Consider the following 19,973-nt stretch of genomic DNA (forward strand, 5'->3'; position numbering starts at 1 on the left):
GAATTCAATGAACTTTATGCCGGGTTCGACGGCGTCGAACATGCCGCAGTCGCGTTATGTCATGCCGCAGTTCGAAGAGCGCACACCCTATGGCTTCAAGCGCCAGGATCCCTACACGAAGCTCTTCGACGACCGCGTCGTATTCCTCGGTGCACAGGTCGATGACACCTCCGCCGACGATGTCATGGCTCAGCTGCTCGTCCTGGAATCGCAGGATCCTGACCGCGACATCACTCTCTACATCAACTCGCCGGGTGGGTCGTTCACGGCGATGACGGCCATCTACGACACGATGCAGTACATCAAGCCGGAGATCCAGACCGTCTGCCTCGGACAGGCCGCCTCCGCGGCCGCCGTGCTGCTGGCCGCCGGCACTCCCGGCAAGCGTCTGGCTCTGCCTAACGCACGAGTGCTCATCCACCAGCCCGCGATGCAGGGGCAGGGACAGGGTCAGGCATCTGACCTCGAGATCCAGGCCGCTGAGGTGCTGCGGATGCGCGAATGGCTCGAGGGAACTCTGGCCAAGCACTCGAACAAGGAGGCCGCTCAGGTTTCGAACGACATCGAACGCGACCTCTTCCTCACGGCCGAGCAGGCCAAGGACTACGGTCTCGTCGACCAGGTGCTCTCTTCGCGCAAGAACGCGAGCTGATCACCTGTCGGAGGACAGGAGAACACTGCGAACGGGTTCGTGCGATTGCGATCGGGCGGACCCGTTCTCGGATCCTTCCGCCGACACACCGAGTCGTGGCTGGGGGCTCGTGTCAGCCACGTATGGGAAGCTATTGAGGTACAGGAAACACGAGCGGTAGAGTTGGGGCCAAGCGTCCTGGCGAAAGGTTGTGACAGTGGCTCGCAGTGCGGACGGAGCAGACCTGCTCAAATGCAACTTCTGTGGGAAGTCTCAGAAGCAGGTTCGGAAACTCATCGCCGGACCTGGTGTTTACATCTGCGATGAATGCATCGGATTGTGCAATGAGATCATCGAAGAGGAGCTCAGCGAATCCAGTCCGGAGCAGGCTGAACTCGAGCTGCCCAAACCTCGTGAGATCTTCGACTTCCTCCAGGAGTACGTAGTCGGTCAGGAACCGGCTAAGAAGGCACTGTCGGTAGCCGTCTACAACCACTACAAGCGCATCCGGTCGCTGCAGTCCGGTGACGAGAAGACCCTCGGCTCCAGCGACTCCGAGGTTGAGATCGCGAAGTCGAACATTCTGCTCGTCGGTCCCACCGGCTCGGGAAAGACCTACCTCGCCCAGTCGCTGGCCAAGCGTCTCAATGTCCCATTCGCAGTCGCCGATGCCACCGCGCTGACCGAAGCCGGCTACGTCGGCGAAGACGTCGAGAACATCCTGCTCAAACTCATTCAGGCCGCGGACTTCGATATCCAGCGTGCCGAGCACGGAATCATCTATATCGACGAGATCGATAAGATCGCTCGCAAGTCGGAGAACCCGTCGATCACCCGTGATGTGTCCGGTGAAGGCGTGCAGCAGGCACTGCTGAAGATCCTCGAAGGCACTCAGGCGTCGGTGCCGCCGCAGGGCGGGCGCAAACACCCGCACCAGGACTTCCTGCAGATCGACACGACCAATGTGCTCTTCATCGTCGCCGGCGCTTTCGCCGGGATGGAGGAGATCGTCGCCGGCCGCAAGGGCAAGCACGGCATCGGCTTCGGCGCCCTGCTGCAGTCGAAGAACGACGAAGAGGACCTCTACGCGGACATCCTCCCGGAAGATCTGCTCAAGTTCGGCCTCATCCCGGAGTTCATCGGCCGCCTGCCGGTGCTGGCCACCGTGTCCAACCTCGACCGGGCCGCGCTGATGTCGATCCTCACAGAACCGAAGAACGCCTTGGTCAAGCAGTACCAGCGGATGTTCGAGTTCGACAATGTCTCCCTGACGTTCGAGACCGAGGCACTTGAGGCCATCGCCGATCTCGCTCTGCTGCGCGGCACGGGCGCTCGAGGCCTGCGCTCGATCATGGAAGAGGTCCTGCAGCCGGTCATGTTCGATGTGCCTTCACGCGAAGACATCGCTGAGGTGGTCGTGACCAAGGACGTCGTCGAATCCAATGTCGCCCCGACCCTCGTGCCGAAGTCACGGAACAGGACGAATAAGAAGTCTGCCTGAGTCTCTTTTCGCATGAGACTCCTGGCCGATACACGCCCACTGCGCTACGCGTCATTCCGACGGCTGTGGCTGGCCAATATCGTCACCGTCATCGGTGCGCAGATGACGGTTGTGGCAATTCCCGCACAGATCTTCCATATCACCGGGTCGTCCGGGTACGTCGGGCTCGCCGGTGCGTTCGGGCTGGTTCCGCTCATCGTCTTCGGACTGTGGGGCGGGTCGTTGGCAGATGTCATCGATCGGCGCAGGCTGCTCGTGATCTCGACGGTCGGTCTGATCGTTACGAGCGCGACACTCGCCCTCATCGCGGTGCTCAGCATCGACAATGTCTGGCTGCTGCTGTCGGTGTTTTCGATGCAGCAGGCATTCTTCGGTCTGAATCAGCCGGCGCGGGGAGCTCTGCTGCCGTCGATCATCCCGCTCGGCCTGCTGCCCGCGGCGAACTCGCTGAACATGACCGTGATGACATTGGGCGCCGTCATCGGCCCTGTCGTCGGCGGAGCGCTGATCCCGCTGTTCGGGTACCAGCTGCTCTACGTCATCGACGCCGTGTTCCTGTTCGCTACGCTCTACGCAGTGATCCGACTGCCGTCGCTGCCGCCGCAGAAACAGCCCGATACACGGTCGGGATTCAAAGGCATCATCGACGGATTCCGGTATCTGCGGACGAACACCGTCGTCATGGTCTCTCTGCTGGTGGACATCATTGCAATGGTCTTCGGAATGCCGCGGGCACTGTTCCCGCAGATCGCCGCGGAGACCTTCGACGGTCCGCCCGAGGGCGGCATCGTGTTCTCGCTGCTCTTCGCTGCGCTGGCCGGCGGAAGTGCGTTGGCCGGGATCTTCTCGGGATGGGTCTCACGTGTGGAACGCCAGGGACTGGCCGTCATCGTCGCCATCGTCGTCTGGGGTGCGGCAATGACGGTGTTCGGGCTGTCGCTAGAGCTGGCGGCAGGGTTCTGGCTGACCGCGCTCGTCGTCGCATTGGCTGCGATGGCGGTCGGCGGAGGAGCCGATATCGTGTCCGGCGCTTTTCGGCAGACGATGCTCCAGGAAGCCGCAACCGATGCGATGCGCGGTCGGATGCAGGGAGTGTTCATCATCGTCGTCGCCGGTGGGCCTCGTATCGCGGACGTCCTCCACGGCTCCGTTGCGGCAGTCACAGACACCACGGTCGCCTCGGCGGGTGGCGGCATCGCCGTCATCGTTCTCGTGCTCGCCTGTGCGGTGGCCTTTCCGACCTTCCGGAAATACCGGGTCGAACGCGGCGGGCACGAGCACACTGTCTCCACTGCCTGATCCATCGAGCAGACCGGACGTTTCGACCGTGCTCGTACTGCGAGTCGTCCCCGAATCAGCGCGGGTAGTCGTCCCGGAGGGCCTGCTCCATTCTGGCCAGTATTCCCGGCCACCCCGATCCCATGCCCTTGAATGACTGACGGCCCAGCGGAGAGTCGACGTCGAGTCCCGAATGAGCCAAGCAGACTCGGCTGCTCCGACATTTCAGGATAGCCCGACTCTTCAGTGCTTTCGGGCATCGTCGCGCAGCTTGCCTCGTCGCTCTTGCCCCGGATTGCTAGAGGCATGACGTCCCGGTCCATTCGCATTCCTCACCGTTGCTCTCACACCACCGCGCCGGTGGCATACGGCCCCGGTGCTGGCGTAACCCTCACCCGTCCTGCCGAAACACCGTTGTGCACCAAGGCGTTGAGTGACGACGGGTGAGGGATGCCCGATGCGGCGTCATGGAAAGATGCGCGGGAGAGACGACGACACCCCCGACTCGCTGCCGAAGCAGCAGGTCGGGGGTGCGTCGGTGTGGTGAGACAGCGGACGGCCGCCAGGTGCGTCAGCTGGTGGTGGCCGAATAGACGGCGTTCTCTGCGGGCTGGACGACGACGAAGCCGGGGCCGTGGAATGCCAGCTGCACGGACTCACCGGAGCCGCGACCGAAGAAAGTGCCGACGCTGACGTCGGTCTTGATCTGCGGGGCCAGCGCCGACGACCAGCAGACGGCGGCCTGCGGATCGACGAAGGTCGGCTGCTGCGAGCAGTCGAGGACCATGGGCTCGCCCTTGCAGCAGATGGCGGCAGTGCCCTGTCCGGCAAGTTCGAGGTTGAACAGTCCCGAACCGCTGACCATCGCACCGACACCGCCCTTGATGCGTTTGATCTCCCAGCTGAGCACGTCGTCGAAGGCGAGCAGATTCGCGGTGTTGACGGTCAGCGCGTCCTGCGGACCTTCGAGCGCCATCATGAAGATGTTCGAGGCCTCCCTGGCGAAGAACACTTCTCCGTGTCCCTCGACGCGCATGACGTTTCCGCCCTCGCCGGTGGCTGCCTTCTTCATGAACTGGCCGACCGACTTCGACCCCTGGTGGGTGAAGCGGACATCTCCCTGATAGGCGACCATCGCGCCCTTGGTGGCGATCATCGGCGCGTTCGGCGTGACCACCGAACGCAGCATCTTGTTCGACTGGAGCGTCCACCGCTCTTGGTTCTGGACCTCGGCGTTGCGCTTGGAAAAGAGTTCGCTTCTCACGGTTCTGGGGACCTTTCGTTCAGGGAGGACTTCGGTGTTTCTTCAGTGGTCGATAACCATAGTACGGCGAAGAGAACGCAGACTCCGGTCATTTCGTGTATCCGTTCCGGAACATGAACAGAGCCCCACGGCATCCGCTGCTCCGACGCTGCGGAGGAACGGATGTCGCGGGGCTCTGCGGGACCAGTTCGGGTCTCAAATCAGCCGGTGGGGCCGGAGGCTGCTCTGGCTGGCAGCTAGGGCCGGCTGGTGTTCGGCTCAGTCCCGGTCGACGAAGTCGATCGAGGCAATGGCGATCTCCTCGCCGGCTTCCTCGGTGCTCAGGGACTTGATACGGCCCGCGGCCCTGAGGTCGCCTTCTGCCGCCGTGATCGCGGAGACGACGACGGCCGACGCCTGAATGGTCACGGAAGCGACCTCGGTCTTCTGCGACACCTTGGCCTCGGTCTTCGTGCGGCGGATCTCGGTCAGTGCGGCTGCCACCGAGGCCAGCAGCTCGGGATCGACGGACGATTCCGGATGGCTCAGCACCTCATCTGCCGGCCATGGCGCACGGTGGACCGAACCGGTGCGCCACCAGGACCAGACCTCTTCGGTGACGAACGGAGTGAACGGAGCGAACAGACGCAGCAGGACATCCAGAGCAGTGGCCAAGGTGACGTGCGCCGACAGCTGATCGTCAGATCCCGACGAGCCGTAGGAACGGTCCTTGACGAGCTCGACATAGTCATCGGTGAACTCCCAGAAGAAGCTCTCGGTCACACGCAGTGCATGAGCATAGTCATAAGCGGCCATATGCTTCCCTGCCTGCTCGACGACCTCGGCAAGCTTCGCCAGCAGGGCCCGATCGAGATCGTGGGTGACGGCACCGAGCTGACCGATGAGACCGGCATGCACTCCCTGTGCCAAAGCGAACTTCGACGCGTTGAGCAGCTTCATCGCCAGCCGGCGGCCGATCTGCATCTGCGTGACGTCATAAGCGGTGTCCGCACCGAGTTTCGCGCTGGCCGCCCAGTAGCGGACCGCGTCAGGACCGAATCCCGGCTTCGCCTCGCCGAGGATGTCCGACGGAACCACGACATTGCCCTTGGACTTCGACATCTTCTTCCGGTCCGGATCGAGGATCCACCCCGACAGGCCGGCATGCTTCCACGGTGCCGCGTCGTTGAGCGAGTTCGCCCGGACCACGGTGGAGAACAGCCAAGTGCGGATGATGTCGTGTCCCTGTGGACGCAGGTCGAAGGGGAAGACCTTGTCGAAGAACTCCTCGTCGCGCGACCAGCCGCCGAGCAGCTGCGGCGTCAGCGACGACGTCGCCCAGGTGTCGAGGACATCCGGGTCTGCGGTGAACCCGCCGGGCACATCACGCTGGTCGTCGGTGAAGCCGGCGGGAGCCTCGGCGATGGGGTCGCACGGAAGCGACTCGGGCACGATCGGGTCATCGTAATCGGGCTGGCCATCAGCGTCGAGGCGGTACCACAGCGGAATCGGGACACCGAAGAACCGCTGCCTGGAGACCAGCCAGTCGCCGTTGAGGTTCTCCACCCAGTTCTCGTAGCGGGAGCGCATGTACGCCGGATGCCATTCGATCTCGCGACCGCGGGCGATGAGCGCATCCCGCAGCTCGGCCGACCGCCCGCCGTTGCGGATGTACCACTGACGGCTGGTGACGACCTCGAGCGGCTTGTCGCCCTTTTCGTAGAACGGGACCGGATGCGTGATCGGCTCGATCTCACCGATGAGGTCACCGGAGTCGATGAGCATCTGCGCAATGTCCTTGCGCGCCGAGAACGTCGTCTTTCCTGCCAGTGCCTCATAGTTGGCCACAGCATCGGACTTCGGCGAGTTCGCGATCCACTCGGGCACCTCGAGGTTGAGGCGGCCGCCGCGGTTGATCACCGCACGGGTCGGCAGATCGAGTTCACGCCACCACGTGACGTCGGTGAGGTCGCCGAAGGTGCAGACCATGGCGATGCCGGTGCCCTTATCGGACTTCGCAAGCTCATGGGCGCGGATCTCGACGCTGACACCGAAGAGCGGCGAAACGACGTTCGTGCCGAACAGGGAGGCGTAGCGTTCGTCATCGGGATGGGCGACGAGTGCCACGACCGAAGGAATGAGCTCCGGACGCGAGGTGAGGATGATGATCGGTTCCGCCGAGGTGTCGGCCAGGCCATCAGCGCCCTCGGGGAAGAACTTCACCTTGTGGTACGCGCCTTCGCGCTCACGATCCTCGAGTTCGGCCTGAGCCACAGCAGTGCCGAAGGTGACGTCCCACATGGTCGGGGCATCCTGCGAATAGGCATGCCCGTTCTTCAGATCGGTGAGGAAGGCCCGCTGGCTCACCGCACGCGAATCGTCATCGATCGTGCGGTAGGTGTACTTCCAATCCACGGACAGTCCGGTGGAGCGGAAGAGCTCCTCGAACACCTTCTCGTCCTCGGCGGAGAGCTTCTCGCACAGTTCGATGAAGTTCTGGCGAGAGACCTTGACGAAGTCGCGCGAATTCTTCGGTGCCTTCTCCGGCGGCTGGAAGTCCGGGTCGTAGGGCTGGCCGGGATCGCAGGTGACTCCGTAGTAGTTCTGCACGCGACGTTCGGTCGGCAGGCCGTTGTCGTCCCAGCCGAGGGGATAGAACACGTTCTTGCCGGTCATCCGCTGATAGCGGGCGATGATGTCGGTCTGGGTGTAGGAGAACACGTGTCCGACATGCAGCGACCCCGAGGCGGTCGGCGGGGGAGTGTCGATCGAGTAGACCTGCCCGCGATCGGTGTCGACGTCGAAGGCGTAGACGTTCTGCTCGCTCCACGCGGCGTCCCATTTGTCCCGCAGCCCCTCGAGGGCCGGCTTGTCAGGAAGGTTCACTGACTCGTGCGTCGAGTCCGAAAAGGCAGGTGTGTTCATAATTGCTGATTTTCTCACCCGGTTCGCGATCGGCCAAACCGGTTCGCGCCCGTGGCCGCGCGAAGCCCCACCGGAGCTCGAGTGCAGCACTCGCCCGGAGCTTGAGTCCAGCACTCGCCCCTCGGCCGCTACATTTCGACGGCGTGGGACGACTCACACACTGAAAGCGCAGTGAGTCGTCTGCGCCGCGGGCAATGACATCATGGACACATGGCGCCCTTGGACCGAATTCCGACAGAGAATCCGCCGCCCACGTCGACCGCGTGGATGAATCCGGCACGTGCGATCGCGATCATCGCCGTCGTGGCCATCCATTCCCTGGGCACCGTCGTCGAAGAGAACTTCGCGAATATGGGGCCCGACTGGTGGCTGGCCAACGCCATCGATTCCGCCTGCCGGTGGTCGGTGCCCGTGTTCATCATGATCTCCGGGGCTCTGGCCCTCGATCCCAACCGGGGTGGCAAACCGCGGAAGTTCCTGTCCAAACGTGTCTGGCGAATAGGCATCCCCCTCGTGTTCTGGACAGTCGTGTACGTTCTGTTCCGTCGCTACTACCTGCAGCCCGACGATGAAACTTGGAATCCGGGCATTGCGATCCTCACCGGATCGCCCTTCGTCCAGCTCTACTTCCTCTACGTCCTTGCCGGTCTGACCCTGCTCACCCCGTTCTTCCGCCTGCTGAGCGTGCACGGGTCCCGCCGACTGCAGTGGGGGACCGGTCTGATCTTCCTCGGCATCGGCATGGCCGACCAGTGGGTGTCGATGGTCTTCGACGTCGGCGAAGCCAATATCGCCACCCGGTTCCTGCCGATGGCCGGTTTCTACATCCTCGGCTGGGTGCTGCGCGATATCGTGCTCTCGGCCAGAGGGGCAGCCCTGGCGTGGGTCAGCTTCATCATCGCGGTCGCCGGGACCGCGGCCTGGGCAGGTCTGGGACCCGGTGAGAAGCCGTGGATGTTCCCGTACGAGTACCTCGCCCCAGGAGTCGTCCTCGCCTCCATGGCTGCCTACCTCCTCCTGCACTTCCATCTGCGCGAAGGCTTCGGACTGCTGCACCGGTTCTACCCGTATTCCTTCGGTGTGTTCCTTCTCCATCCTCTTTTGCTCTACCCGGTCCGCAATGCCATGGGCCTTCCCGACACCGTGCCAGGCGTCCTTCTCCACGCCGTGATCATGCCGATCGCCTATGCGATCGCCTGCGCCGCAGTCACCTGGGTGGCGGTGAAGATCCCCGGCTTCCGTGCCGTCTTCGGCGAAGGCGGGCCCCGCAACCCGCATACTCGACCGAGCGTGAAGAAACACCGACCTGGCGCGAGGGGATCCCCGACCGTCACGACGACCCCGGAAGAAGCGGCTCCACCCGATCCCGCCCGGAGCCGCCCGATCGAGACCGATCTCGGCTCAGAAGACACCGCACGCGGCCGAGAGCCGACTCCGTAGACTGAGATCCGAACAGGAGAACCCCGTTTCCGGAATCCGGACTCAAACCCACCGACAGATCCGACAGAGGAGAACACAGATGGAAAAGCTCAGAGCAGTAGTCACCGGAGCCAGTTCCGGAATCGGTGCTGCCACGGTCCGACAGCTGCGCGAGCAGGGCTGGGACGTCGTCGCCGTGGCCCGCCGTGAGAACAAGCTCAAGGCCCTCGCCGAGGAGACCGGAGCCGACTACATCGTCGCCGACCTCACCGATGACGCTGCCGTGGCGTCCATGGCCGAACAGGTGCTCGCCGGGGGAGTCGTCCATTCCCTCGTGGCCAATGCCGGTGCCGCCTTCGGAACCGACACCGTCGCCGAGGCGTCGGTCGACGGGTGGAGGGACATGTTCGACATCAACGTGCTCGGCGTCCTGCGCGTTGTCAAGGCACTGCTTCCCGCCCTCATCGACTCCGGTCGCGGGGACATCGTCGTCATGTCCTCGACCGCGGGCCATCAGGCCTATGAAGGCGGCGGCGGCTACGTCGCTGCGAAGCACGGCACCCATTCGGTGGCAGCGACCCTGCGCCTCGAGCTCGCCGGCGAACCCGTGCGCGTCATCGAGATCGCACCAGGAATGGTCGCCACCGACGAGTTCACCTTCAAACGCGTCGGCGGTGATGAGACGAAGGCCGCGAAGGTCTACGAAGGCGTCGAGAACCCGCTGACCGCGGACGACGTCGCCGACGCCGTCGCCTACACGCTCACCCGTCCCCACCACTTCAACGTCGATCTCATGGTCATCCGACCGATCGCCCAAGCCGCTCAACACAAGGTCGCTCGCAACCGGGGACTGTGAGCACCCACGGCTCCTGCCCGGGGCCGCCTCGGCGAGGGAGATCCCCCGCGCCGCCGAGTGGTCTCGGGCGGAGTCGACGGTATACGATTGTCTTGCGTCGATCCGGCTATCACCGGGGAGCATCCGGAAGAACGGAACCAGCGTTCGAAGCGCTGCGTTCTCAGTAGACCCGGACGGGTGGACCCGTCATCGTCTGAGTGAATGAGCGATCCGCTGACCGACCTGAACAGGTCGGCCTGCGGATAAGCGAGGTGGTACCGCGGCAGACTGTCGTCCTCGTGACAGTGACCGCAGTGACCCAGAAGGACGCTCATGACTCAGCCTCTCTATCCCAAGGTATCGACCTCGACCTTCGGACTCTCGTCGTCCCCGAACTTCCCTGCCATCGAAGACGCTGTGCTGCGCTACTGGCAGGAGGACGACACCTTCAAGGCGTCGATCGACCAGCGCGATGCGGGCGAGAACGGCGAGAACGAATTCGTCTTCTACGACGGCCCTCCCTTCGCCAACGGCCTGCCCCACTACGGTCACCTGCTCACCGGCTATGTCAAGGACGTCGTCCCGCGCTTCCAGACGATGCGCGGTAAGAAGGTCGACCGCCGCTTCGGTTGGGACACCCACGGCCTGCCGGCCGAGCTCGAAGCCGAACGTCAGCTGGGCATCACCGATAAGTCCGAGATCGGCCGCATGGGACTGGCCGCATTCAACGACGCCTGCCGCTCCTCGGTCCTCCGTTACACCCAGGAATGGGAAGAATATGTGACCCGTCAGGGCCGGTGGGTCGACTTCGACAACGACTACAAGACGCTCAACGTCGAATACATGGAAAGCGTCATCTGGGCGTTCAAGCAGCTCTGGGACAAGGGCATCGTCTACGAGGGCTACCGCGTGCTTCCGTACTGCTGGAAGGACGAAACTCCGCTGTCGAACCATGAGCTGCGCATGGACGACGACGTGTACAAGATGCGTCAGGATCCGGCCGTGACCCTCGGATACAGACTCAAGGACTCCGACGAGTGGGTCCTCATCTGGACGACGACCCCATGGACGGTTCCGTCGAACCAGGCCGTGGCCGTCAACCCGGAGATCCCGCTCGTCGCAGTGATCCCCGGTGAAGACGGTGCCGAAGAACTTCAGGGCAAGACCCTCATCCTCGCCGAGGCGCGCCTGGGTGCCTATGCTCGTGAACTCGGTGCCGAACCGCAGGTTCTGCGCACCTTCCCCGGCAGCGAACTCGTCGGCGCCTCGTACGAACCTCCGTTCCCGTACTTCGAGGGCCGTCAGGAGGAGTTCGGTGAGACCATGCACACGATCCTCGCCGCGGACTTCGTCACCGTCGAAGACGGCACCGGCATCGTCCACCAGTCACCCGCCTTCGGTGAAGAGGACAAGGAGCTCACCGACTCCTACGGCATCACCGCCGCCCGCCCCGTCGACGACGCCGGTCGCTTCGATACGACCGTTCCCGACTACGCCGGACAGCAGGTCTTCGACGCCAACAAGGCGATCATCAAGGACCTGCGAAACCACACGGGTCCGATGGAATCGCGGGGTGCGCTGCTGGTCCGCCACGAATCCTACGAGCACTCCTACCCGCACTGCTGGCGCTGCCGGAACCCGCTGATCTACCGTGCGGTGTCCTCCTGGTTCGTCCGCGTCACAGAGTTCAAGGACCGCATGGTCGAACTCAACGAGCAGATCAACTGGGTGCCCGACAACGTCAAGCACGGACAGTTCGGCAAATGGCTCGAGAACGCCCGCGACTGGTCGATCTCCCGCAACCGCTTCTGGGGCTCGCCGATCCCCGTGTGGACCTCCTCCGATCCGGCCTACCCGCGCACGGACGTCTACGGTTCCCTGGCCGAGATCGAAGCCGACTTCGGACGTCTGCCGCGCAACGACTCCGGAGAGGTCGACCTCCACCGCCCGTGGGTCGATGACCTCACCCGCCCGAACCCCGACGACCCGACGGGTCAGTCGGTGATGCAGCGCATCCCGGAGATCTTCGACGTATGGTTCGACTCCGGTTCGATGAGCTACGCTCAGGTGCACTATCCGTTCGAGAACTCCGAATGGTTCGACAACCATTTCCCGGCCGACTTCATCGTCGAATACGTGGGACAGACCCGCGGCTGGTTCTACCTGTTGCACGTTCTGGCCACAGCGATCTTCGACCGACCCGCATTCACGAACTGCATCTCCCACGGCATCGTGCTCGGTTCCGACGGGCAGAAGATGTCGAAGTCCCTGCGCAACTACCCCGACGTCAACGAAGTCTTCAACCGCGACGGCTCGGATGCCATGCGCTGGTTCCTCATGGCTTCGTCCATCCTGCGCGGCGGCAACCTCGTCGTCACCGAACAGGGCATCCGCGACGGTGTCCGCCAGGTCGTGCTCCCGCTGTGGAACACATGGCAGTTCTTCGCCACCTACTCCAACGCGGCCGATGGTCCGGCGGGGGAGAAGACCGGCTACCAGGCACAGTCCCGCTACGACTCGTCCCAGGTCCTCGACCGGTACCTCCTGGCCAAGACGCACGACCTCATCACCGAGTTCGCCGAGGCGATGGAGGGCCTCGACATCTGGGCGGCATGCGAACTCGTGCGCAGCTACCTCGACATGCTCACGAACTGGTATGTGCGTCGTTCGCGTCGCCGGTTCTGGGACGGCGGCACCGACACGCATGAGTCCTTCGACGTGTTCTATACCTGCCTGGAGGCATTCTGCCGTGTGGCCGCACCCCTGCTGCCGTTCACGGTCGAAGAGATCTATCGCGGACTGACCGGGCAGCGGTCGGTGCACCTGGCCGACTACCCGGACGCCGAGGCATTCCCTGCCGACGCCGACCTCGTCGCGGCGATGGACCTCACCCGCGATATCTGCTCAACGGCCTCCTCGGTGCGCAAGGCCAACCAGCTGCGGGTGCGCCTGCCGCTGTCGCAGCTGACCGTCGCCACCGACACGGACCTGAGCTCCGACTTCACCGAGATCATCGCCGATGAGCTCAATGTGCGTACCGTCGAGGTCCTCGACGTCGCCGAGGCGGAGGCCGCCGGATTCTCCCTGTCACAGAATCTCGTCGTCAACGCCCGTGCCGCCGGACCCCGGCTGGGCAAACAGGTCCAGCAGGTCATCAAGGCTTCGAAGTCCGGCGACTGGTCCGTCACCGACGGCACCGTGGTCAGCGGCGGAATCGAACTCGTCGACGGCGAGTACACCCTCGAATCCGTGGCCGAATCCGGCACCGAGGGCATGGAGCTCGCGGCTCTCGACTCCGGCTTCCTCGCCCTCGACACCCGGGTCACACCCGAGCTCGAGGCCGAGGGCATGGCACGTGATGCCGTGCGCGCCATCCAGGGCATCCGAAAGCAGCTCGATCTCGACATCTCCGACCGGATCGCCGTCACCGTCGAAGCCGACACCGAGGTGGTCGCCGCGCTCGAGCCTCACATCGACCTCATCGCCGGTGAGACCCTGACGACCACTCTGAAATTCGGCCCGGTCGAAGCCGATGCCGAGGTCTTCACCCCCGAAGAGCTCCCTGGCGGCACCCGTCTGGCGGTGAAGCGGGCATGACCGAGGACAACACCCCGATCGACGGGCCCCTCCCGGACGAGGATCCCACCTCGGACGTGGAAGCGCAGAGCGTGGACGAAGAAGCTTCGGAATCTCTGCCCGAACCGGTCGTCGACGAGGCCACTCGGGCCGAGCTCGCCCGCGTCTATGCCCTGCTGCTGGCCCGGGCGGGGGAGACGCAGGTCGAGCTGCGCCTCGATGCGACTCGGCGGGCGTGTGAGATCCTCGGCGATATCCACACTGCGGCCCCGACGATCACGATCACGGGCACGAATGGGAAGACCTCGACGGCACGGATGATCGATTCGCTCATCTCCGCTCATGAGCTCCGGGTCGGCCGGTTCACCAGTCCGCACCTGCATTCGGTGACCGAACGGATCTCCGTGGACGGCGCACCCGTGTCCGCTCACACCTTCGTGCGCATCTATGACGAGATCGCCCCCTACCTCGAGATCGTCGATGCCCAGCTCGAAGCCGAAGGGCGCGCGAAGCTCACCTACTTCGAAGCGCTGACCGTGCTGGCCTTCTCCGTGTTCGCCGATGCTCCGGTCGATGTGGTCGTCACCGAGGTCGGCATGGGCGGACAATGGGACTCGACGAACGTCGCCGATGCCCAGGTGTGCGTGTTCACGAAGATCGGTCTCGATCATCAGGCGTTCCTCGGCGACACCATCGAGGAGATCGCCGCCACCAAGGCAGGAATCCTCGATCGCAGCGTCGAGGACAGCCCGGCTCCCGAACCTGTTGCCGTGTCTGCTGTCCAGGACGAGGCCGCCCAGGCGGTCCTCGACGAGGAAGCCGCCCGCCGTGAGGTTCCGCTGGCCGCCGAAGAGCGGGACTTCCGTCTCCTCGAACGGCAGCGGGCCGTCGACGGTCAGCTCATCACGGTCCAAGGCCGCAGAGACGTCTATTCCGACCTGTTCCTGCCGCTGCACGGAATCCACCAGGCCCACAATGCCGCGGTCGCGATCGTCGCGGCCGAGGCCTTCCTGGGAGCCGAAGACAAGCCGCTCAATCAGGAGACGGTGGCCGAGGGACTGGCCCGTGTGACGTCACCGGGCCGCGCGGAACTCCTGCGCACGGGACCGAGCGTCGTCGTCGACGGCGCCCATAACCCGGATGCCGCGCATGTGCTGGCCGAGACCCTCGCCGAGGCGTTCGATTTCGACTATGTCGTCATCGTGCTGGCGATGCTGGCGGACAAGGACAGCGACGGTGTCATCGAAGAGCTTCATCGCAGCGCAGATGTGTTCGTCGTCAGCGAGAATCTCAACTCCCGTGCGCTGCCGGCAGACGACCTCGCCGAGGCGGCGCGGGAATGGGTCGACGAGGATTCCGTCATCGTCGCCTCCGATCTCAATGCCGCTCTGATGAAGGCCATCGACCTGGCCAACAGCATCGATGCGAAGAGCCCGGGGATCGTCGTCACCGGCTCCATCTACACCGTGGCCGAAGCGCGCCTGCTGCTCGGACGAGGGGAGGAAGGATGAAATCGAAGTACCCCGTTCTCTGCGGATCGATACTCATCTGCGAGCTCGTCGTCGTCTACTTCGCCGTGCTCACGACCTTCGGCCTGTCGGTGAAGTCAGCGCAGACCCTGACCCTGGCACAGCTGCTCATCGGTGCCTCGGTCATCGCCGTGCTGGCGATCATCGCCGTCATCCTGCTGCCGCGGCGGATCGGTGAGAAGCGTCCCGGTGTGATCATCGGGTGGGTCGTGCAGGGGCTGCTGCTGGCCTCCGGCTTCGTGCTCACCTCGATGTTCTTCGTCGCAGCGCTGTTCATCGCCCTGTGGGCCGTGGCCGTGTACTGGTCGGCTCGCATCGACCGTGAGGTCGCTGCGCGCGGCTGAACCGTGAGAACGCCGAGGCGGGAGCGCCTCGGTGCCCGGGTAGACTGTGGACCGACGTCCACACGACATTGGAAGGACCGGAATGGAACGTACGCTCATCCTCATCAAGCCCGACGGAGTCGCTCGCGGCCTCGTCGGACAGATCGTGGCCCGAATCGAAGCCAAGGGCTATGCGATCGACGCCTTGGATCTCCGCTCGGCCACCGCCGCCGAACTGGCAGCCCATTACGCCGAGCACGAAGGCAAGCCCTTCTACCAGCCGCTGGTCGACTTCATGTCCGAAGGGCCGATCGTCTCGATGATCGCCTCCGGACAGGGCGTCATCCCCGGCTTCCGGTCCCTGGCCGGTGCCACCGACCCGACGGCAGCAGCTCCCGGCACGATCCGCGGCGATCTCGGTCGCGACTGGGGTGAGAAGGTGCAGAAGAACCTCGTCCACGGATCCGATTCCACCGAATCGGCCGAACGGGAGATCGGAATCTGGTACCCGGCCGAAGGCTGATGACTGGCAGAAGACCGCACGCGGCCGACATCTGAGCCGAGACGGTCGAAGCAGTGAGGGCGTCCCACCGTTTGGTGGAGCGCCCTCACTGCATCTGCGGATAAAGCCAGACGTTCAGAACTGGCTGCGGAGCCTCAGAACAGGTTGGAGAAGAACGCCCAGAACTGTACGACGATGCAGGCGAAGATGATGAGCATCCACAGCACCGACAGGGCGATGTTCTCCTTCGCCAGGACCCTCAGCACGGCATTGTCGGCGGCGCGCCGACCGAAGGCTCCGGTGAGCAGATTGCGGGCGGTGACGGCCATGAACATCGGAATCGTCACGGTCCACACGATGATGCACCACGGGCAGCCGACTCCGATCTTGTAGATCGAGACGTAGAACAGGAACATCACCAACGCCACGCCGCAGCCCAGTCCGATATTCAGTCCCACCATCACCCAGCGGGGCAGGCGGGTGCCGGACAGGATCAGCACACCGAGCAGCAGCGGGATGATGAAGGCTGCCACGCCCATGAGCTGATTGGGGAAGCCCAGCAGCTCGGCTTCGGCATGTTCCATGACCGAACCGCACGAGAAGAACGGGTTGAGGTCGCACGAGAGCACGACGTCCGGGTTCGCCAGCTTTTCGTACTTCTCCGCCGACAGGGAGAACGAGGCGAGGAAGCCGATCGCAGAGGCGATGATGAGGAAGATCCCGAACGGCACCGATCTGAGCACCCACGACGAGGTGGTGTCGGCGGACTCGAGGTCATCGGATTGAGTCAGTGTGGTGTTCACTCCTCAAGAATGCCTGGCCATGTCCCGTGCGGCAAACCCCGTCCCCATCGAAACCTCAGCGCAGAGGCACTTCTGTGACATAATGGTCGGACGGATACCTGTTCTCACACCGAGCAGGAGACGTGCCTCCACCGAGTCGAGGGTATGACCTCGCAGGTCGACAACAAGATGAGGCAGCACGGAAGGCCTACGCGCTGAGCGCGAGCCGGATGTGCCATCCACAGGTTTCGGTCCATCGCGGACCATGCAAGAATCCGAAGATCCGTACGGTGTGGACGGTGTCTTCGGACTGGGAGATACGATGAACGATACGTCGAACGACGGTACAGAGTCGACAGATCCGACCGAAGGCATTCTCGCGGACCTCGCGAATCTGCAGCAGTCGGCGGGTGCCAAGAACGCCGAACACGAGGATGTCGACGACAGCGTGCGTGCGCGCCTCGATGACATCGCCGAGGCGGCCGAGTCGCTGCGTATCGGCGATGCCGATGACAGCGACGACGAGGAGGACGAAGAACCGACTCCTCGCCGAGGCGGGCAGAAGTCCGCACGCGATGCCGTGGCCAATCGGGGACTCGTCTTCGAGGAGTTCGTCCGCGGAGACTCGGACGACGATGACGATGATCACGACGACGCTGACAATGCCGATGGCGACGACGATGATGACGATGAGTCCGATGCTGCGTCGCAGGCATCGCCGAGCTTCGACCCGCGCAATCCCTTCGCGGCCCCGGCCGTTCCGGCTGCCGCGCCCGAACCTCGCACCACTCCAGCTGTGCCCTATGACGGCGGCCTGATCTTCCAGGTGCCGAAGGCCGAACACGCCGAGGTCATCACGGTCGACGACGATGACTCCGACGACGACTGGGAAGATTCCCACGACTCCGATGAGGACACGTCGTCCTCACGGGAAAACCGTCAGAACGACCGTGGTGAGGACGATTCCTCCGGCGGTCCGCGTCGGCGGCGAGGCGGCCGTGGGCGCCGATCGCGCAATCGCGATGACTCCCACGACCACGATGATTCCTCGGACTCCGACGACGACTCGAAGGACTCCGAGGACGACTCGTCGGACTCTGCCGGCAGCCAGGACGCGAAGCCGTCGAAGCGGGGATCTCGGTCGAGCAATCGCGGTTCGAAGCGCTCCGATTCGGACGCCGAGGACTCACATTCGAAGTCGGATCACAAAGACTCCGGTCACAAGGAGTCCGACCACAGGGACTCCGACGATTCGGATTCGGACGATGGTGACGATGACTCCGACGGCGGTTCGCGTCGTCGCCGCCGTCGTCGGTCTCGCACCCGCAGCACCGACCGCGACGAGGTCACTTCGCTCAAGGGTTCGACCCGTCTCGAGGCGAAGCGCCAGCGTCGCAAGGAGGGCCGCGAAGCCGGACGTCGCCGCCCCATCATCACCGAAGCCGAATTCCTCGCTCGACGTGAGTCTGTCGACCGGACCATGCTGGTGCGGGAAAGCGGCGACCAGACCCAGCTCGTCGTCGTCGAAGACGGGATCGCTGTCGAGCACTACCTCAAGGAGAACCGGCAGCAGTCCTCGCTCATCGGCAACGTCTACCTGGGCAAGGTCCAGAACGTGCTGCCGAGCATGGAGGCGGCATTCATCGACATCGGCAAGGGCCGCAACGCCGTGCTCTACGCCGGTGAAGTCAACTGGGACGCCCTCGGCATGGACGGCAAGGCGCGCCGCATCGAAACCGCGCTGAGCCCCGGCGATGCCGTGCTCGTGCAGGTGACGAAGGATCCGATCGGACACAAGGGCGCCCGTCTGACCAGCCAGATCTCTCTGCCCGGCCGGTTCCTCGTCTACGTTCCCGGCAATTCGATGACCGGAATCTCGAGGAAGCTGCCCGACAACGAACGCGCACGCCTGAAGAAGCTGCTCAAACAGCTCGTCGGCGATTCGAACGGCGTCATCGTGCGCACCGCTGCCGAGGGCGCCACCGACTCCGACCTGTCGCGTGACGTCGAACGTCTCGCCAAGCGGTGGGAGACGATCGAGAAGAAGTCGAAGTCGACGAAGGTGCTGGCTCCGCAGCTGCTCTACAGCGAGCCGGACATGATCGTGCGCATCATCCGTGATGTCTTCAACGAGGACTTCAACTCACTCGTCATCGATGGCGACGGCGCATGGAACACCATCCACGAGTATGTCGAATCAGTCGCCCCGGACCTGCTCGATCGCGTCCACAGCTACAACGAGGACGAGGACATCTTCGATCACTACCGGATCGAAGAGCAGATCCAGAAAGCGCTGCAGCGCACGGTGAATCTGCCCTCGGGAGGTTCACTCGTCATCGACCGCACCGAGGCGATGACGGTCGTCGATGTCAACACCGGCAAGTTCACCGGCTCCGGAGGCAACCTCGAGGAGACGGTGACCCGCAACAACCTCGAAGCCGCCGAGGAGGTCATTCGGCAGATCCGCCTGCGCGACATCGGCGGAATCATCGTCGTCGACTTCATCGACATGGTGCTCGAGTCCAACCGCGACCTCGTGGTGCGCCGCCTCGTCGAGTGCCTCGGTCGCGACCGGACGAAGCATCAGGTGGCCGAAGTGACATCGTTGGGACTCGTGCAGATGACGCGCAAGCGCATCGGCACCGGACTCGCCGAATCCCTGGTCAGCGCCGGCGAGGACCTCACTGGCCGGGGACTGCTGCTGCCGGGTTCGGAAGAAGACGGATCGAAGGTGCACCGCGGTGGCCGCTCGTCGAACCACGACAGCCGCCGTGATCGCAAGCGCCGGGGAGACTCGGGCTCGAATTCCAAGCACAATGATTCCGAATCGACAGATGAGACAGTGTCGTCTGATGCTTCGCGGTCAGCCGTCGCCGCGATTGCGAAGGCCACCCTGAAGAAGGACGATACCGATTTGCCCGAATCGACGTCCGACGCACAGAATCAGTCCGATGATTCGGCGAACAACGGCGAGAACGGCAAGTCCCGATCGCGTTCACGGAACGGCCGGCGACGTTCACGCTCGAACCGGAGCGACGACTCGCAGACCGAGACGACCGCCGAGAAGCCCAGCGGCAACGAGAAGTCGAACGGCGCTGAGCACACACCGGCGGAAGCGACGCCTGCGAACGAGCAGACACAGTCTGCTGAACAGAAGCCGACAGCCGAAACGAAGGCGGTCGCCGAAGAGCCGAAGGATCTGCCGCTGATGATCGGCGCGGACAGCGAGACGAAGGTCGCCGCCGCTGAACCGGTCAAGAGCACTCCTGCGAAGAAGCGCGAACCGGCGAAGAAGGCCCCTGCCCCCAAGCAGGAGCAGCTGCCGACCTCGTTCGTCATCATCGGCGAGGACTGATCGCCTCTCCTGAGTTGAGACAGAAGACAGCGCCCCGCCGACAGATGACGTCGACGGGGCGCTGTCGTGTGCGG

13 protein-coding genes are annotated in these 19,973 nt (G+C 64.0%); 10 read left to right on the forward strand and 3 right to left on the reverse strand.

Annotated features, from left to right (window positions below; translation table 11 throughout):
• The first annotated feature begins 7 nt into the window (after positions 1 to 7).
• The 3 genes from AC3CD9_RS04875 (at position 8) to AC3CD9_RS04885 (ending at position 3,431) form a co-directional block, all read left to right on the forward strand.
• Positions 8 to 652: an ATP-dependent Clp protease proteolytic subunit gene (locus AC3CD9_RS04875; RefSeq protein WP_139467010.1), complete on the forward strand. Its 645-nt coding sequence runs from the start codon at positions 8 to 10 to the stop codon at positions 650 to 652.
• Positions 653 to 848: 196 nt separating this feature from the next.
• A complete protein-coding gene (gene clpX / locus AC3CD9_RS04880) occupies positions 849 to 2,132 on the forward strand; it encodes an ATP-dependent Clp protease ATP-binding subunit ClpX (protein ID WP_169252138.1) in 1,284 nt (427 codons plus the stop codon).
• 12 nt (positions 2,133 to 2,144) lie between these two features.
• Positions 2,145 to 3,431 (forward strand): MFS transporter, encoded by a 1,287-nt coding sequence (locus tag AC3CD9_RS04885; protein WP_488366581.1) that lies wholly within the window; start codon positions 2,145 to 2,147, stop codon positions 3,429 to 3,431.
• A 550-nt stretch (positions 3,432 to 3,981) separates the two neighbouring features.
• On the opposite strand, the gene AC3CD9_RS04890 is transcribed toward AC3CD9_RS04885, so the two are convergent.
• A complete protein-coding gene (locus tag AC3CD9_RS04890; protein WP_262776820.1) occupies positions 3,982 to 4,674 on the reverse strand; it encodes an AIM24 family protein in 693 nt (230 codons plus the stop codon).
• Between the two features lie 258 nt (positions 4,675 to 4,932).
• The gene (valS, locus tag AC3CD9_RS04895; RefSeq protein ID WP_488366582.1) at positions 4,933 to 7,578 is read right to left on the reverse strand and encodes a valine--tRNA ligase; all 2,646 of its coding nucleotides are present in this window, start codon (positions 7,576 to 7,578) and stop codon (positions 4,933 to 4,935) included.
• Between the two features lie 210 nt (positions 7,579 to 7,788).
• On the opposite strand from valS, the gene AC3CD9_RS04900 reads away from it, so the two are divergent.
• The 6 genes from AC3CD9_RS04900 to ndk all read left to right on the forward strand — a co-directional run bounded on the left by AC3CD9_RS04900 (position 7,789) and on the right by ndk (position 15,783).
• A complete protein-coding gene (locus AC3CD9_RS04900) occupies positions 7,789 to 9,018 on the forward strand; it encodes an acyltransferase (RefSeq protein ID WP_488366583.1) in 1,230 nt (409 codons plus the stop codon).
• A 79-nt stretch (positions 9,019 to 9,097) separates the two neighbouring features.
• On the forward strand, positions 9,098 to 9,853 hold the full coding sequence (locus tag AC3CD9_RS04905) for an SDR family oxidoreductase (RefSeq protein WP_488366584.1): 756 nt from the start codon (positions 9,098 to 9,100) through the stop codon (positions 9,851 to 9,853).
• Positions 9,854 to 10,165: 312 nt separating this feature from the next.
• A complete protein-coding gene (gene ileS, locus AC3CD9_RS04910; protein WP_488366586.1) occupies positions 10,166 to 13,429 on the forward strand; it encodes an isoleucine--tRNA ligase in 3,264 nt (1,087 codons plus the stop codon).
• Positions 13,426 to 14,919 (forward strand): bifunctional folylpolyglutamate synthase/dihydrofolate synthase, encoded by a 1,494-nt coding sequence (locus tag AC3CD9_RS04915; RefSeq protein WP_488366587.1) that lies wholly within the window; start codon positions 13,426 to 13,428, stop codon positions 14,917 to 14,919. The genes ileS and AC3CD9_RS04915 overlap by 4 nt, the downstream gene beginning before the upstream one ends.
• Complete coding sequence (locus AC3CD9_RS04920; RefSeq protein ID WP_139467025.1) at positions 14,916 to 15,281, forward strand: DUF4233 domain-containing protein; 366 nt, start codon at positions 14,916 to 14,918, stop codon at positions 15,279 to 15,281. Before AC3CD9_RS04915 ends, AC3CD9_RS04920 begins: the two co-directional genes overlap by 4 nt.
• An 82-nt stretch (positions 15,282 to 15,363) precedes the next feature.
• Positions 15,364 to 15,783, forward strand: a complete 420-nt coding sequence (ndk, locus tag AC3CD9_RS04925) for a nucleoside-diphosphate kinase (protein WP_488366588.1) — start codon at positions 15,364 to 15,366, stop codon at positions 15,781 to 15,783.
• A gap of 134 nt (positions 15,784 to 15,917) precedes the next feature.
• Here ndk and AC3CD9_RS04930 read toward each other — a convergent pair whose 3' ends face one another.
• Positions 15,918 to 16,565, reverse strand: coding sequence for a vitamin K epoxide reductase family protein (locus AC3CD9_RS04930; protein ID WP_139467027.1), 648 nt, complete (start codon positions 16,563 to 16,565; stop codon positions 15,918 to 15,920).
• A gap of 301 nt (positions 16,566 to 16,866) precedes the next feature.
• Here AC3CD9_RS04930 and AC3CD9_RS04935 point away from each other — a divergent pair, with 301 nt between their 5' ends.
• Positions 16,867 to 19,899: an Rne/Rng family ribonuclease gene (locus tag AC3CD9_RS04935; protein WP_488366589.1), complete on the forward strand. Its 3,033-nt coding sequence runs from the start codon at positions 16,867 to 16,869 to the stop codon at positions 19,897 to 19,899.
• Positions 19,900 to 19,973 lie beyond the last annotated feature (74 nt).

The organism is Brevibacterium sp. MGP-B1, assembly GCF_057766545.1.